Source organism: Mesorhizobium sp. M1428 (assembly GCF_040317515.1).
Lineage (GTDB): Bacteria > Pseudomonadota > Alphaproteobacteria > Rhizobiales > Rhizobiaceae > Mesorhizobium.
On sequence record NZ_JAMYKT010000005.1, the window covers coordinates 136,454 to 152,274 of the forward strand.

The 15,821-nt window shown below is 62.1% G+C and carries 15 protein-coding genes; 7 read left to right on the forward strand and 8 right to left on the reverse strand.

Annotated elements, in window-relative coordinates; all coding sequences use genetic code 11:
* Positions 1–229 precede the first annotated feature (229 nt).
* Positions 230–772, reverse strand: a complete 543-nt coding sequence (locus NKG60_RS09510) for a hypothetical protein (RefSeq protein ID WP_352665038.1) — start codon at positions 770–772, stop codon at positions 230–232.
* A gap of 6 nt (positions 773–778) precedes the next feature.
* The gene (locus tag NKG60_RS09515; RefSeq protein WP_352665041.1) at positions 779–1,120 is read right to left on the reverse strand and encodes a hypothetical protein; all 342 of its coding nucleotides are present in this window, start codon (positions 1,118–1,120) and stop codon (positions 779–781) included.
* Positions 1,121–1,214: 94 nt separating this feature from the next.
* Between NKG60_RS09515 and NKG60_RS09520 the strand changes: the two genes are divergently transcribed.
* Together NKG60_RS09520 and NKG60_RS09525 are read left to right on the forward strand one after the other, a co-directional pair.
* A complete protein-coding gene (locus tag NKG60_RS09520) occupies positions 1,215–1,757 on the forward strand; it encodes a hypothetical protein (RefSeq protein WP_352665043.1) in 543 nt (180 codons plus the stop codon).
* Positions 1,757–2,572, forward strand: a complete 816-nt coding sequence (locus NKG60_RS09525; protein WP_352868225.1) for a methyltransferase family protein — start codon at positions 1,757–1,759, stop codon at positions 2,570–2,572. Before NKG60_RS09520 ends, NKG60_RS09525 begins: the two co-directional genes overlap by 1 nt.
* On the opposite strand, the gene NKG60_RS32235 is transcribed toward NKG60_RS09525, so the two are convergent.
* Positions 2,493–3,065, reverse strand: coding sequence for a DUF982 domain-containing protein (locus tag NKG60_RS32235; RefSeq protein ID WP_502911914.1), 573 nt, complete (start codon positions 3,063–3,065; stop codon positions 2,493–2,495). The two genes, NKG60_RS09525 and NKG60_RS32235, sit on opposite strands and share 80 nt — an antisense overlap.
* On the opposite strand from NKG60_RS32235, the gene NKG60_RS09535 reads away from it, so the two are divergent.
* The 5 genes from NKG60_RS09535 (at position 3,051) to NKG60_RS09555 (ending at position 10,708) form a co-directional block, all read left to right on the forward strand.
* Positions 3,051–4,112: a glycosyltransferase family 4 protein gene (locus NKG60_RS09535; RefSeq protein ID WP_352665049.1), complete on the forward strand. Its 1,062-nt coding sequence runs from the start codon at positions 3,051–3,053 to the stop codon at positions 4,110–4,112. The genes NKG60_RS32235 and NKG60_RS09535 overlap by 15 nt on opposite strands.
* A gap of 47 nt (positions 4,113–4,159) precedes the next feature.
* Positions 4,160–6,322 (forward strand): amylo-alpha-1,6-glucosidase, encoded by a 2,163-nt coding sequence (locus tag NKG60_RS09540; protein WP_352665051.1) that lies wholly within the window; start codon positions 4,160–4,162, stop codon positions 6,320–6,322.
* A gap of 179 nt (positions 6,323–6,501) precedes the next feature.
* Positions 6,502–8,283 carry an alpha,alpha-trehalose-phosphate synthase (UDP-forming) gene (locus NKG60_RS09545; RefSeq protein WP_352466252.1) on the forward strand — a complete coding sequence of 594 codons (1,782 nt, stop codon included), beginning with the start codon at positions 6,502–6,504 and terminating at the stop codon, positions 8,281–8,283.
* Positions 8,280–9,122: a trehalose-phosphatase gene (otsB, locus tag NKG60_RS09550; protein WP_352665053.1), complete on the forward strand. Its 843-nt coding sequence runs from the start codon at positions 8,280–8,282 to the stop codon at positions 9,120–9,122. Before NKG60_RS09545 ends, otsB begins: the two co-directional genes overlap by 4 nt.
* A gap of 128 nt (positions 9,123–9,250) precedes the next feature.
* Positions 9,251–10,708, forward strand: coding sequence for an NCS1 family nucleobase:cation symporter-1 (locus NKG60_RS09555; protein WP_352665055.1), 1,458 nt, complete (start codon positions 9,251–9,253; stop codon positions 10,706–10,708).
* 30 nt (positions 10,709–10,738) lie between these two features.
* On the opposite strand, the gene NKG60_RS09560 is transcribed toward NKG60_RS09555, so the two are convergent.
* From NKG60_RS09560 to tpiA, 5 genes are all read right to left on the reverse strand, one after another.
* Positions 10,739–11,278, reverse strand: coding sequence for a DUF1697 domain-containing protein (locus NKG60_RS09560; RefSeq protein WP_352974882.1), 540 nt, complete (start codon positions 11,276–11,278; stop codon positions 10,739–10,741).
* 11 nt (positions 11,279–11,289) lie between these two features.
* Positions 11,290–12,918 carry a CTP synthase gene (gene pyrG / locus NKG60_RS09565; RefSeq protein ID WP_352448839.1) on the reverse strand — a complete coding sequence of 543 codons (1,629 nt, stop codon included), beginning with the start codon at positions 12,916–12,918 and terminating at the stop codon, positions 11,290–11,292.
* Positions 12,919–13,065: 147 nt separating this feature from the next.
* Complete coding sequence (locus NKG60_RS09570) at positions 13,066–14,187, reverse strand: L,D-transpeptidase (protein WP_352665059.1); 1,122 nt, start codon at positions 14,185–14,187, stop codon at positions 13,066–13,068.
* Between the two features lie 199 nt (positions 14,188–14,386).
* The gene (secG, locus tag NKG60_RS09575) at positions 14,387–14,833 is read right to left on the reverse strand and encodes a preprotein translocase subunit SecG (RefSeq protein ID WP_352665061.1); all 447 of its coding nucleotides are present in this window, start codon (positions 14,831–14,833) and stop codon (positions 14,387–14,389) included.
* A gap of 162 nt (positions 14,834–14,995) precedes the next feature.
* Entirely contained in the window at positions 14,996–15,763 is a 768-nt protein-coding gene (gene tpiA, locus NKG60_RS09580) for a triose-phosphate isomerase (protein WP_352665064.1), read from the reverse strand.
* Between the last annotated feature and the right edge of the window lie 58 nt (positions 15,764–15,821).

Here is a 15,821-nt window from a genome sequence, read left to right on the forward strand (position 1 = left end):
GGGGTCCGCCCTCCGGTGAAGGGTCCGCTGCCGTTGGGTAGCAGCGGACCACTCGGCTGGGTGAGCCAGTGGCCCGAGGCGGGGGTGTCTCGGACCGCCACCACAATAGCTTCGGCAGGCCACTCGTTCCACAGAACGCTGTCGTTGGTAATTTTCGTACACTGAGCATTGCCGCAGGCAGTCTGCGACCGTGGGAGTTTTGGGCTATGCCGCGTCGCCGGGTACCGGATCAGTTCCGGTTTTGATAGCTGTAGATGCCCGCGCCGATCGCGACCGCTCCTACGGTGATCAGAATCGATGGCACACCCATCGACGTGGCGACGATCCCCCAGACAATGGCGACGGCAATTGCGCCGGCGGTTCCCAGCACCAGTCTAAGCCGTTTCGACATGATCCATTCCCCCAAAAGTGCATCTTTGGCCTTTTCCGGTCGAAATACCGCAATGCGGCACCATTGTCTGCGCTTCGTCCAACTTTTTATGCCGCCACTAAGCCCCGATCGCTGAGGCGTAAGCGATCCGTATGCCGCCTTGTCGCAAACACCCACTCGACAACGAGGAAGCTTGGGCGTGAGCCCGAGAAGCGAGGCGTCAGAAAGCGAGGTATCTATGCACAATTTTCGGAATTTACTCCGGTTCACGATCACGGGCATGGCGGCCACGACAACCGCAATAGTCATCATGAGCCTTACCCCCGAGACAACCGAAGCGACTTTGATTTGCCATAGGTTGGTCTGCCAGAAGGCGAGCAATGAAGGCAGTGCCTTCGGCACCAAGTATCAGCGCAAGTGCACCTGCGAAAATGTAAGCGAGGGCGCCAACAACCATCCCTCCCCACGCAACGTCAACAAGGGACCCATCGGCGGCTCTAGCAGCAGCGGATCGAGCGGCACCAGTAGTTCCAGCAGCTCAAGCGGCAGCAGCGGCTCAAGTGGCACCACCAGTTCGAGTGGCACCACCAGTTCGAGTGGCAGCAGCGGTTCGAGCGGCAGCAGCAGTTCGAGCGGCAGCAGCGGATCAAGCGGCAGCAGCGGATCAAGCGGCAGCGGATCCAGTGGCGGCAACGACGGAACAAGCAGCGGCGGGTCTAACGGCAGCGGCGGAGTGTAGCGGCTGCTCAAGCGGCTCCGGTGGCGGCGCCACTCGAGTTGAACCGTGGCGGCGACCACGCGGCCGGCAACGACGATCGATCCTCACGACAACGGGAGTAGTAGTATGACGCTCCAACCGAAATCGGCGACCGCGCCCCTCACCGGCCTTGCAGGATTGCTTGGTCTTGCGCTGGCCGTCGCGATGCCCGTCGACAGAAGCTGGCCTGCGCATTTGCAGGCCATGACTGTCATTGCAGCTACTGCTGCAGCAATGATCGCGGTCGACACGGCTTATTTCCAGACGTTTCGAAGGCGTTCAACGGGATTGCAGGCCAAGCCGATGCGAGCGCTTGAAGCCGAGCGTGTCGTGCGCAAGCTCATCGGCTTCTTCGTTACGCTCACGACCATTGCCGCAGTCTACTGGATAGTGCCGGAATACCGGCGTGAGTTTTACGCCCCTACTGGACAGCGCTCTACGACACCTTGCCGGCGCTGCTCGTCGCCACGCCGTTTTATGTTGCTTATGTCGACCGCCGGCAGACCGATCCGGAAGATTCATATGCCGAAATCGGTGCATTCGTTCTTAGCGGCGCCGTGCCGCAGCGAACCGAGCAGATATGCCAGCATGTGCGGGGCTGGATCGTCAAAGGCTTCTTCCTGCCGCTGATGTTCGTCTATCTGTGCTCCACACTGGGTTCGATCCTGGCCGGGCTGGAACAACCGTATCAGTTCGACATCATGCGCTGGCACGCTTTTGCAATCGATCTCCTGTTCATGGTGGATGTTCTTGTCGCGGTCGTCGGCTACGTCTTCACGCTGCGTGTCCTCGACAACCATATCCGCGGCGTCGAACCCACCGTGTTCGGCTGGCTGGTTTGTCTTGCCTGTTATGAACCCATCAACGCCGCTACCCGTGCCTACCTGAACTACGAAACGGGCGCCAACTGGACAGCGGTGATGCCCTCACCGGCGCTCCAGGTTTTCTGGGGATCGGCGATCCTCTTCTGCATCTTGATTTTTGTCTGGTCCACCGTGAGCTTTGGCCTGAGATTTTCCAATCTCACCAATCGCGGAATCATCACCTGCGGACCGTATCGCTGGATCAAGCATCCGGCCTATGTTTCGAAAAACCTCTGCTGGTGGCTGATCTCCGTGCCTTTCCTCACCGCCGCAGGACCCGCTGAAGCGCTGCGGCATTCCGCCATCCTGTTCGGGCTCAACTCCGTCTACGCACTCCGCGCCATCACCGAGGAACGCCATCTGTCACGCGACCCCGATTACATCGCCTATTGCGATTACATCAGCGAAAACGGCGCCGTTGCTCAGCTCAAACGCCTGTTCGCGGTCGCCGATCGGGCGCTCAGGCTGAATACCCTTGCTCTGACGATCTGCGGCAGTTGGCCTATCGCCTCAACGCGTGATCGCGATGCCGATCCTCGCCGCTCATCGGCAACGGCCTATCGCCCTCGAGCAGGCGGGTGATCCGGGCGAAGCCGGCAAAAGCCTTTCTCGCTTCCTCGGCCGACATCCGGCCGGCCATGGCCGCAGCGCAGCAATTCACGGCGCACTGGTAAACCGGCCCGCGCCGCCCGGCCGGCCATTTTCGCAAGAATGCCATAGCTTCGGCAACGTTGTCGATCTCCTCCACGGGCTGTCCCTGTCCGCGCAAAATCCGCACGGGCGAAAAGAATTGCAAGCGGTCCATCATTTCCTCCCCGTCGACCGGATGCGTGCGATCGAACCCCACTAAACTCGCGAACTCGACTTTGGTTCCCGGCAAAAGAGGGCTTGGCCTGGAAAATGTTGGCTGGACCAGACGAGCAGCGGTGGAAGCGCCCGGCAGCTCCAATTGGGTGACATCTTGCCCCAATTGAGTGACATCTTGCCATTGTACGGGAACGTTAGCGCGGCTGATGCATTTCGATGCCACGAGCAGTCTTTTTGAGGGAAATGCCAAAACATGAGAATAGCCCATGTGGCGCCGCTCCATGAATCCGTGCCACCCCGGTTCTATGGAGGGACGGAGCGCATCGTCTCCTATCTGACCGAGGGATTGGTCGAGCTTGGCCATGACGTGACCCTGTTCGCCAGCGGCGATACCAAGACGTCGGCGAAATTGGTAGCGTGTCGCGAGCGGGCGCTCCGTCTCGATCCGCGCCCGCACAAATCCGAAACCGCGGCGCATCTCGCGATGCTGGCCGAGGTGAGGAACCGAGCGCAACAGTTCGACATTATCCATTTCCATCTCAGCCACTTCCTGCATTTTCCTTTCTTCGAACACATGCCCGACCGGACGGTGACGACACCGCATGGCAGGCTCGACTATGTCGACCTGGCCCCGGCCTACGAGCGTTTTCCGCGCTTTCCGATGATCTCCATTTCGCGCAGCCAGAGAACCGGGTTACCCAGGGCCAATTGGCTGGCGACCATCCATCACGGGCTGCCGATCAATATCTACGAGTCGACTTTCGAGACGGATGCAGACGAGCCGTATCTGGCCTTTCTCGGCCGGCTGTCGCGCGACAAGCGCCCGGACCGTGCCATCGAGATCGCCTTGCGCTCCGGGCTGAAACTGAAGCTTGCGGCAAAGATCGGCGATGACGACCGCGCCTTTTTCCACGACACCGTCGAGCCGCTGATCGACGGCGACCGTGTCGACTATGTCGGCGAGATCGAAGAGGACAGAAAAGCGGAATTCCTCGGCAAGGCGGCCGGCCTGCTGTTTCCGATCGATTGGCCGGAGCCGTTCGGTCTTGCCGCGATAGAGGCTATGGCCTGCGGCACGCCGGTAATCGCCTGGAAATGCGGTGCCCTGCCGGAGATCATCGACCACGGCGTGACCGGTTTCCTTGTCGATTCAGTCGATGCTGCTGTCGCCTCGATACCGGAATTGCTGCGCCTCGACCGGCGACAGGTGAGAGCCGTATTCGAAAACCGTTTTTCTGCCACGAGAATGGCCCACGACTATGTGGCTGCCTATTCGCGCCTGATCGGCGCTCCCGGTGAAGCGAGAGCATCCTGATCGGCGTCATTGTGGACGTTGGAACGAAACGACAGAGCTTGTGACGTATGAATCAACTCGACGAGCGTAAGCTTGATCCAGCCGTAGCCCTTGCCTCCCTCGACGAGGTTGCGCCCCGGGAGCCGCACCGGCTGTTCGCCCTCAAGCAAGGCGACTGCTTCGCGGTGGCCGACGCCTATGGCGACATCCGCGGCGCCGGCGACGGCTTTTTCCGAGACGACACGCGTGTGCTTTCGGAATTCCGGCTGACGGTGGGTGGCCGGCAAATGTCGCTGCTGGGCGCATCGCTCAGCCAGGACAATGTGCTTTTCACCTCGAACCTGACCAATCTGCCGATCCAGAGTGTCGGTGGTCGCGACATTCCGCAGGGCGCGATCCACATAGAACGCGTCAGGCTGCTTTGGCAGGACCGGCTGTTCGAGCGCATCACCCTTTCCAACTACAGCCAGGAATCGTCGGCCATTCGGGTCTCGTTGCATTTCGCAGCAGATTTCCGTGACATGTTCGAGGTGCGCGGTTCGACCCGGCTCAAGCGCGGAATAGCCCACGCCGCCGAGACCAGTCCGACATCCGTGGTGCTTCGATATGACGGGCTGGACCAGCTCGTGCGCCTGTCGGCGATCTCGTTCTCGCGGGCACCGGACAATTTGACCGCCAGCCGTGCGGATTTCCTGGTTGCGGTGACGAAGCGCAGCAGCGAGGTCCTCTATATCGAGGTCGGCCCGGAAGTGGCGGAGACACCCGACCGCGACCGTTTTCGGGCTGCCGCCGCCCGCGCTCGCTTTGGCATGCGCGCCAAACGCCGCCACGGTGCGACGGTGCACAGCTCCGGCCGCGTCTTCAACGACTGGATCGAACGCGCGCGCGCGGATGTGGCGCTGCTGACCACCGAGCTTGCAACCGGACCTTACCCCTATGCCGGCATACCCTGGTTCTCGACGGCATTTGGCCGTGACGGGGTGATCTCCGCACTGCAGATGCTGTGGCTGAATCCTGGGCTGGCGCGCGGCGTACTCGCCTTTCTCGCACAGCATCAGGCAACCGAAACGTCGCCGTTCAGCGATTCGCAGCCGGGCAAGATCATGCACGAGACCCGCAAGGGCGAGATGGCGGCACTGCGGGAGCTCCCGTTCGGCCGCTACTACGGCGGTGTCGATACCACGCCGCTCTACATTCATCTCGCTTGCGCCTATGCGGATCGTACCGGCGACATGGCGTTCGTCGACAGCCTGTGGCCATCGCTCTGTGCAGCGGCCGAATGGACGGAGGAGACAAGCCGCGCGACCGGCTTCGTGACCTACCAGCGCGGCGCCGAGACCGGCCTCGCCAACCAGGGCTGGAAGGACAGTTTCGATTCCGTCTTCCATGCCGATGGCCGCATGCCAAAGGGGCCGATCGCCCTGGTCGAGGTGCAAGGCTATGTCTTTGCCGCGTTCCGTGGGCTGGCGGCGCTCGCCCGCCGCCGCGGCGAGGACGACAAGGCCGATCATTGGGAGGAACGCGCCGAAACCATGCGCGCCGCGGTGGAACGCCATTTCTGGATGGACGATCTCAATTTCTATGCACTGGCGATCGATGGTGCAGGCGAGCTCTGCAAGGTACGGACGTCGAATGCCGGCCATCTTCTCTATGTCGGGCTGCCCGAGCCGGAACGGGCGCAGATGGTCGCCGATCAGCTGCTCTCCGCGTCGTTCCACTCTGGTTGGGGAGTGAGGACGCTGGCCGACGATGCGATATTCTTCAATCCGATGTCCTACCACAATGGCTCGATCTGGCCGCACGACACCGCCATGTGCGGTGCCGGCCTGGCACGTTATGGCGTGCGCGACAGCGTGGTCCGGCTGATGAGCGGCACGTTCGAATCGGCTGTCCATTTCAACATGCGGCTGCCGGAACTGTTCTGCGGCTTTACCCGGTCGCCGGGCGAAGCGCCCATCGCCTATCCCGTCGCGTGCCTGCCGCAAGCCTGGTCGGCGGGATCGGCCTTCATGCTGATGCAGGCCTGCCTTGGCCTCGAAATCGACGGCTGGAACAGCGAAATCCGGGTCACCCGCCCAAGGCTGCCGATCGGCATCGACACGTTGACATTGCGGCATCTGGGTGTCGGCTCGACGGTGGTCGACCTCACATTCCAGCGTGTCGGCGACCGGGTCGTCGCCTTTCTCGCCGATCGGTATGAAGGGATGGTGCCGCTCATCGTGCGCACTTGATGCCGCCGCGCTGCGGCGCGTCGAAAATGACGCCCGGCATTGCAATCGTCCGGAACCGATAGCCTCTTTGTGCGTTGCAAAAATGGGGAGCGGGGGAAGCTGTTTGTCGTCACGCGGCAGCGAACCAGAAAAACAAATAAAAAACGGCTATCGGCCGGCCGGAGGCGAGATCACATTCCATGTCAGATTATACCGTAAACCTGCTCTGGGTTTTGCTGATTGCAAGTTTTGGCTTTTCCGCTTTTGCCATTCTCCTATCGATATCCCGCCAGCGCCGCGGCCGCGCAACGGCGGCCGCATACACGCCGAGCGAGGATGTCGCGTCGGAAGCGGCACGCAAGGTGCTGCGCGAGTTCGAAAAGAACGGCCAGTCGGCCGATGCGGCACTGGTCACATGGTCGCCCGACACCTTGCGCAAGATCCTGGCCGACGACCTGCCGGACGCACAGGTCATCGTGGTGTCCAACCGCGAACCCTACATCCACAACATCAAGGATGACGGGGTGCAACTTTTGGTACCGGCCAGCGGGCTGGTTTCGGCACTCGAACCCATCACCCGCGCCTGTGCCGGCACCTGGATCGCCTATGGCGGCGGCACGGCAGACCGCCTCACCGTCGACAAGGACGACCGGGTGCAGGTGCCGCCCGGCAACCCGTCCTACACGCTGCGCAGGGTCTGGCTGACGGAGGAGGAATATCAGGGCTATTATCTGGGCTTCGCCAATGAGGGCCTATGGCCGCTTTGCCATATCGCCTTCACCCGCCCCGTGTTTCGCGCCTCGGACTGGGACGCCTACGAGGCCGTCAACCGCAAGTTCGCCGATACGGTGGTTGCCGAAGCCCGCAACGAACGGCCGATCGTGCTGGTGCAGGACTACCATTTCGCGCTGCTGCCGCGCATGATTCGCCAGCGCCTGCCGGACGCCATCGTCATCACATTCTGGCATATCCCGTGGCCCAATTCGGAAGTGTTCAGCATCTGTCCGTGGCGTGAGCGGATCCTGGAAGGACTGCTAGGCAGTTCGATCATCGGCTTTCATACCCAATTCCATGCCAACAACTTCACCGAAAGTGTAGACCGCTTTCTGGAGAGCCGGATCGAACGGGCAGACGCGGCAATCTCCTATGGTGGACAGACCACATTGGTCCACGCCTATCCCATTTCCATAGAATGGCCGGCCCAATTGCTGGCAAAACTGCCGTCTGTGGAGGAGTGCCGCGCCAGCGTGCGCGACAGATTCGGCCTGTCTGCGGATACCAAACTCTGCGTTGGCGTCGAGCGCCTCGACTACACGAAAGGCATTCTCGATCGCTTCCATGCCCTGGACGAATTGTTCACGAGATATCCCGAATGGATAGGCAAGGTGGTTTTCCTGCAGATCGCGGCGCCGAGCCGGGGGACATTGCCCGCCTACCAGCAACTCCATGACGAATGCCGTCGCTGTGCCGAGGAGCTCAACCGGCGCTATGGCAGCGAGACATACAGCCCTATCCTGATGGTCGCCGAACATCATCGGCAGGAGCAGGTCTACGAGGTCTATCGCGCCGCCGACATCTGCATGGTCACCAGCCTGCATGACGGCATGAACCTTGTCGCCAAGGAATTCGTCGCAGCGCGCGACGACGAACAGGGCGTGCTTTTGCTCAGCACCTTTGCCGGTGCCTCGCGCGAACTGCTGGAAGCACTGATCGTCAACCCCTACGATGCGGCCATGATGAGTGAGGCGCTGTTGCAGGCGCTGACGATGACGCCGGACGAGCAGCGCGAGCGTTTGCGGCCGATGCGCGAGATGGTCCGCGACAACAATGTCTACCGCTGGGCCGGCAGCATGCTGCTGGATGCGGCGCGCCTGCGCAAACGCGGCGATCTCGACAGGGTGACCGGAACCGGCGAGCGCCCGCCATCGAACACCAACAACGTCATCTCGATGTTCGAGCGGGCACGGAAGGCAGCATCGTGAAAAGCTTTGAACAACCGCCGGCGTTGAACCTGCCGGCAGGGCAATGGGCGCTCTTCCTCGACATCGACGGAACTCTGCTGGAGCACGCTGCCCATCCCGACGCAGTGTTCGTCGGCGAGGAATTGCGCAATCTGCTCGGACGCATAGAGCGGCGGCTGGATGGTGCGGCCGCCTTCATCACCGGCCGATCGATTCCCGCCGTGGACAAGCTGTTCCATCCGCTGAAGCTGCGGATCGCCGGACTGTATGGCCTGGAGCACCGGCTGACGCCGAGCGGTCCGATCGATGCCGCCGACGCGCCGGCCGACATCGCCGCCCTTGCCGACGAGATCGAGGCCGAACTGGGCAGCGGCAAGGTGTATGTCGAACGCAAGGGGCCGGTCCTTGCCGTTCATACAAGAGCAGCCCCGCAACTGCTTGCGCCCGCAATCCAGCTCGTCGAACAGGCTTTGGCCCGGCTTCCGAAGGGTTATCGGGTGCTTCCGGGAAACGCCGGCGTCGAGCTCATGCCTTTGGAAGCCGTCAAAGGTGCTGCCATCCGACGTTTTATGGACATTCCGCCCTTTGTCGGCCGGCGGCCGATATTCCTCGGAGACGATACATCGGACGAACACGGTTTCGAGGCGATCAATGAAATTGGCGGCATCTCCATCCGCGTGAAGCCGAACGGACCGACGGCCGCAAACTATGCCCTCGATGACGTGACCGGCGCGATAGCCTGGCTCGAAGCCAGTTTCGAGACGTCGGCGGTGGCCGGTGCTCGACCGGCCGGCAAGCAAGCAGCGACCGAATCAGCGGCGAAGCTCAATATCGCAGCCACGGCATCGTCCGACCGATAAGCGCGTTTCTCATTGAAGGTCTTTGAGTCCAAAGCCGGCAAATCGTCTGCTTGCCGGTTCCCCCGCGTCAGGCTTAACCTGCGTGCAATGCGTGGAGGCGCGGGTCGTAACAAGGGGAGGACATTGCAATGACCATACAAGGCGCATCACCGGACCTGTACAATGAGGATCTCGCTCCGGCGAAGGTTCGAAACTGGGGACCGTTCTCGATCTTCAACGTCTGGACGTCGGACGTCCACAGCCTGTGGGGCTATTATCTGGCGGCCAGCCTGTTCCTGTTTTGCGGCGGCTTCGTCAACTTCATCATCGCCATCGGTATCGGTTCGCTGATCATCTATGCGTTGATGAACATGGTCGGCTATGCCGGCGTGAAGACCGGGGTGCCCTACCCTGTCCTGGCGCGTGCCTCCTTCGGCATCTGGGGCGCCAACATACCGGCGCTGGTGCGCGCCATCGTCGCCTGCTTCTGGTACGGCGCGCAGACGGCGGCCGCCTCCGGCGCGATCGTAGCCCTGCTGATCCGCTCGCAATGGTTCGCCGACTTCAACCAGAGCACACATTTCCTCGGCCACTCCGGGCTCGAGGTGATCTGCTTCGTCGTCATCTGGGCGCTGCAGCTCCTGATCATCCAGAAAGGCATGGAAACGGTGCGCCGCTTCCAGGATTGGGCCGGACCGGCGGTGTGGGTGATGATGTTGATCCTGGCCATCTACCTTTGCATCAAGGCAGGCACCTTCGCCTTCACCAGCGACATCCCGATGGATGTCCTGCTGGAAAAGACAAAGGACGCGGGCGTGCCGGGCACGCCGGGCTCCTGGACCTCGCTGTTTGCGGTGGCGGCGATCTGGGTGACCTATTTCTCCGCGCTCTATCTCAACTTCTGCGATTTCGCGCGCTACGCCCCGGACAAGGCATCGCTGCGCAAGGGCAACATCTGGGGCCTGCCGATCAATCTTATCCTGTTCTCGCTGGTCGCCGGCGTCACTACGATCGCCGCCTTCGACGTATATGGCGAGGTGCTGCTGCATCCCGACCAGATTTCGGCGAAATTCGATAGCTGGTTCCTGGCGGCGCTCGCAGCCCTGACCTTTGCGGTGGCGACGCTCGGCATCAATGTGGTGGCGAACTTCGTGTCGCCGGCCTTCGACTTCTCCAACGTCTTTCCACGCCAGATCGACTTCAAGAAGGGCGGCTACATCGCGGCGCTGATCGCGCTTGTGCTTTATCCTTTTGCGCCCTGGGAAGGCAGTGCTGCCTCCTTCGTCAACATCATTGGCGCGACGATGGGGCCGATCTTCGGCGTGATGATGGTCGACTACTACCTGATCCGGAAGGGCGAGGTCGACGTCGAGGCGCTCTACCGGGAAAATGGCGAATTCCGCTTCCAGGGCGGCTGGCATGTCAATGCCTTCATCGCCGCCGGAATAGGCGCGGTCTTCTCCTCGATCCTGCCCAACTTCACCAGCCTGCTGCCGTCATGGTGGGGCGTCTATGGCTGGTTCTTCGGCGTGGCAATTGCCGGCGTCATCTATTACGTGCTGCGCACGATGGCACTCGGCGCTGGAGCCAGGATAGCCAAGGCTTGAGCGGATTCGGGGCGGCGCGAGCCGCCCCGTTCATTCTGCGACCATCTCGGCCAGGCGGCGCACGGTATTCCAGTTGCGCGAGGTGCCGATGCCGAGGCGTTTGTGGCTCACCGCCGCAAGCAGCCGCGAACTCGGCGTCTCGCGGGAAAAGACGATCCAGATGTCGCCGCCGACAATCCGCAGCTTCTCGCCCTTGCCGGCATAGGCGTCAAGCGCCGCGGCGGCCTCGGCGGGAACGGGCGCCCGCATCACGCGCACCGCCACCTGGTCCGCCGCGTCGGCCGATTCGGCTGGGAACGGATTGCCGGCCGCCAGCCTCAGCCAGCCGTCGGCGCGACGCACGATGATGTCGACGTGGCGGCCGAAAGTCTTTGCGAACGCCGCCTCCAGCCGCTGCCCCAACGCCGCGAGTTCTGTTTCTTGCGCCTCAAAAACCAGATTGCCGGTCGCTACCAGCGTGCGCGGGTTATTCAGACCCAGGCCTTCGGCCATCGCTTTCAGATCGGACATGACGACCCGCCGCCCCTCGCCCAGGACAATGCTGTAGAGCAGCGCGACGTAAGTTTGCATGGGCGGCTAGTCTAGACCAGCCGCGACTGCTCTACCGCCGCCTCGATGAAGCTGGCAAACAGCGGGTGCGGATCGAGCGGCCGGCTTTTCAGCTCGGGATGATACTGCACGCCGATAAACCAGGGGTGGTCGGGATATTCGACCGTTTCCGGCAGCACGCCGTCCGGCGACATGCCGGCAAACACCAGGCCGCAATCCTCGAGCCGCTCCTTGTAGTCGACATTAACCTCATAGCGGTGACGATGGCGTTCGGAAATCTGCGTATCACCATAGATCTCGGCGATCTTCGATCCCTTGGCGAGGTCGGCCTGGTAGGCACCGAGTCGCATGGTACCGCCGAGGTCGCCGGTTTCCCTGCGCTTTTCCAGCATGTTGCCCTTCAGCCATTCGGTCATCAGACCGACGACCGGCTCCTCGGTTGGACCGAACTCGGTCGATGATGCGTGCTCGACGCCGGCCAGCGAACGTGCTGCCTCGATGCAGGCCATCTGCATGCCGAAGCAGATGCCGAAATACGGCACCTTGCGCTCGCGCGCGAACTTCGCCGCCAGGATCTTGCCCTCCGAGCCGCGTTCGCCAAAACCGCCGGGGACGAGAATGCCATGGACCTTTTCCAGCCACGGCGCCGGGTCTTCCTTCTCGAATATCTCGCTTTCGATCCAGTCAAGCTTGACCTTGACCCGGTTGGCGAGGCCGCCATGCGACAGCGCCTCGATCAGCGATTTGTAGGCGTCCTTGAGGCCGGTATATTTGCCGACGACGGCAATGGTCACTTCGCCTTCCGGATTGTGGATGCGGTTGGACACCGCTTGCCAGCGTTCCATGCGCGGCTTCGGCGCCGGATCGATGCCGAAGGCGGCCAGCACTTCCGAATCCAGCCCTTCGTTGTGATAGGCCATCGGCACGTCGTAGATATGCGGCACGTCGAGCGCCTGGATGACGGCGCTTTCGCGGACATTGCAGAACAGCGACAGCTTTCTGCGCTCTTCCTTGGGGATCGGCCGGTCGGCGCGGACCAGCAGTATGTCGGGTGCAATGCCGATGCCGCGCAACTCTTTGACCGAATGCTGCGTTGGCTTGGTCTTCAGTTCGCCCGCCGTCGGGATATAAGGCATCAAGGTCAGGTGGACGTAGACGGCGTTGTTGCGCGGCAGGTCGTTGCCGAGCTGGCGGATCGCCTCCAGAAACGGCATCGCTTCGATGTCGCCGACGGTGCCGCCGATCTCGCACAGCACGAAATCGTAGTCGTCGTTGCCGTTGAGGACGAAGTTCTTGATCTCGTCGGTGACGTGCGGAATGACCTGCACGGTGGCGCCGAGATAGTCGCCGCGCCGCTCGCGCTCGATGATGTTCTTATAGATGCGGCCGGTGGTGATGTTATCTTGCTGGTTGGCCGAGCGGCCGGTGAAGCGCTCATAATGGCCAAGATCGAGATCGGTCTCGGCCCCGTCATCGGTCACGAAGACTTCGCCGTGCTGGTAGGGCGACATCGTGCCGGGATCGACATTGAGATACGGGTCGAGCTTTTTGATGCGTGCGCGATAGCCCCGCGCCTGCAAGAGAGCCCCAAGGGCCGCTGCAGCAATGCCTTTTCCAAGTGAGGAAACCACGCCGCCTGTGATGAATACATATCGCGCCATGGGAGTCATCGCTTAACGCGGCCGAATTGATTCCGCCAGAGAAAAAACCGCCGCGAAGGCTTTTTCCCAAGAAGGCGCTCTGGTCGTTGGCGTATCAAAACAAAAGGGCCGGCGAGGCCGGCCCTTTTGGCACGATCTGTCAAAGCGTCAGATGATGACGACTTTGGTGCCTACTTTCACCCGGCGGTAAAGGTCCATGACGTGCTCGTTGATCATGCGGAAGCAGCCATTGGAGGCGCTGGTTCCGATCGACTGCGGCGCGATGGTGCCGTGAATGCGCAGGTGGGTATCTTTCTTGCCGTCGTAAAGATAGATGGCGCGCGCACCGAGCGGATTGTCGCCGCCGCCGGGCATGCCGTCCTTGTACTGGCCATAGTGCTTGGGTTCGCGCTTTTGCATATCCAGCGTCGGAATCCAGCGCGGCCATTCCTGCTTGTCGCCGACGGCAACCGTACCCTTGAACTGCAGGCCTTCCCGGCCGACCGCGATGGCATAACGGCGGGCGGTTGACGATGATTCGACGAGGTAGAGACGACGGGCGCTGGTATCGATGACGATCGTGCCGGGGTTGTAGCCGGTGAATTCGACCTCCTGCGGCACGAACTCCGGCTTGACCTTGAACTGCCGCTTGGCTTGCTTCCTTTCGAGCGCGGCGTCGAGCGCGCGTGTTTCCGGAAGCAGCGACATCGACGAAGAGGATGTGCCGCCGAACAGTCCCGCAAATAGCCCGACGCTCTGCGGCTTCTGCCCGATCGGTTCGCTGCGCAACTCGCCATTGTTGCCGGTCAGCGCAACGTTCATGGCCTCGGCCGGGATCGGCTCGGCCGACTGGATCGGCGCAATGGGTGCAATAGGTTCGATGATGTTGAGGGTCTTCTTCTTGGCCGGCGTGGCGCTAGCCACCTTGGCCGTCGCGAGCGGCTGGCTCTTCTTGGCAAGGAATGCCTGCCGTTCCGCATCGGCTTTGGCTTTCGCCGCCTCGCGCATCGCCAGCTTCCTGGCTTCGAGTGCCTTGGCGCGAGCGGCTTCCTTGTCGGCTGCGATCTTGGCTTCGATCTTGCGAATCTGTGCAAGGTCGTCCGGCGTCGGATCTTTCTTCTTCTTGAGAAGCTTCAATTGCGCTGCATCGCTTTTGGCAGCGACGTTGACGACGTCGGTTGTTGCTGCGGCTTTATGGGCCGAATTTGCCGTCGGCATGGCCGCGTAAGCGGGCGCACCTAGGCTGAGCACGGCACAAAGGCCGGCAAAAATGAAGCTGCGAAGCTGCATGGGGAAGATCCGATCGTTCAATGCTTGTTGCCCACGGCGTCGCCCGGCGCCCCCCAAGGACGCCGAGAATGCCGCGTGCAACGTATAATCGATTAGCCGGAAGCGCCTCAAGCGTGAGGCGCAGTCGAATCTTCGTGATCGTGCGGCATTTGCCGCGACTGTGTTCAAACGACAACAGATCGCGGCATAAGTTGCCCGATTACTGGTTGGGGACCTGCGGCGCGGCCGGCGCGGTGGCGCCGTTTGTCGCTGGCGGCGTCGCCGGAGCGGTTGCCGGCGGCGTCGTTGCCGCGCCGTTGCCGGACGGCGGGGTCGGCGCCGTGGTGCCCGAAGGCGGCGTCGGCGTCGTGGTTCCGGGCAATTGGTTGAGTACGCCCTTGCCGTCCGAGGTCGCTGGCACGCGATCGAGAATGTCGATCGGCTTCTCGCCATAGCGCGCAACGATCGACAGTGTCAGCGAAGTGACGAAGAAAGCGGCAGCCAGGATCGCCGTTGCCCGCGTCAGCGCATTGGCGGCGCCACGCGCGGTCATGAAGCCCGATCCGCCGCCGATGCCGAGGCCGCCGCCTTCAGAGCGCTGCAGCAGCACCACGCCGACAAGCGCGAGCACGACCATGAGGTGGACGACGATCAGTACGGTTTCCATAATTTATCCTGGCAAGGCCTTGTGCGGCCGCTGATTTGGAGGCGGCTCAATACAATGCTTTGACGGCATTTCCAAGCCCGTGGCCGGAATATGGGAAGCAATGCGTCCTTTGCAACGATTTCGGCGCCGACCGTCCGCTCAAATGCAGCAAGCAGCTCCTGTTCAAGCGATGTTTCGATAGGCTTCCGCGATGCCGAGGAAGTCCGCCGCCTTCAGGCTGGCGCCGCCGACCAGTGCGCCATCGACATTCCTCACGCCGAGCAACTCGACGGCGTTGGACGGCTTGACCGAGCCGCCGTAGAGAATGCGCATCTTGGCCGCCGTATTGCCAAGCTTCCGCACCAGTTCTTCGCGGATATGCGCATGTGCCTCGGCGACGTCGGCGGCGGTCGGGGTCAAGCCCGTGCCGATCGCCCATACCGGCTCATAGGCAATGACGGTGTTGGAAGCCGTGGCGTTTGGCGGGACCGAACCAGCGACCTGGCGCGACAGCACGTCGAGCGTGGCTCCGGCTTCGCGTTCGGCTCTTGTCTCACCAATGCAGACGATGGCCACCAGCCCGGCGCGCCATGCGGCGGAGGCCTTGGCCTGCACCAAGGCATCGTCCTCCTTGCGATCGGCGCGGCATTCGGAATGGCCGACGATGACATGGCTGGCACCTGCATCCTTCAGCATCTCGGCCGAAATGCAGCCGGTATAGGCGCCGCTTTCCTCGGTGTGGCAATCCTCTCCGCCGGCCCGCACCGGCGTGCGCGACAGAATTTCGGCGGCATGCGCGAGCAAGGTCGCCGGCACGCAGACCACCGCTTCGGTCTCGGCGTCGAGCCCGCTCATGAAGCCGTTGCCGATCATCCTGAGCTCGTTGAGCGAGGCGCTGGTGCCGTTCATTTTCCAGTTGCCAGCGACGAGTGGGCGGATTCCAGGCGTCATGGGATTTGTTTCTCCGGGCAATTTCAAGCTGGCCCTCACTATCAAAATCAGGCCACAA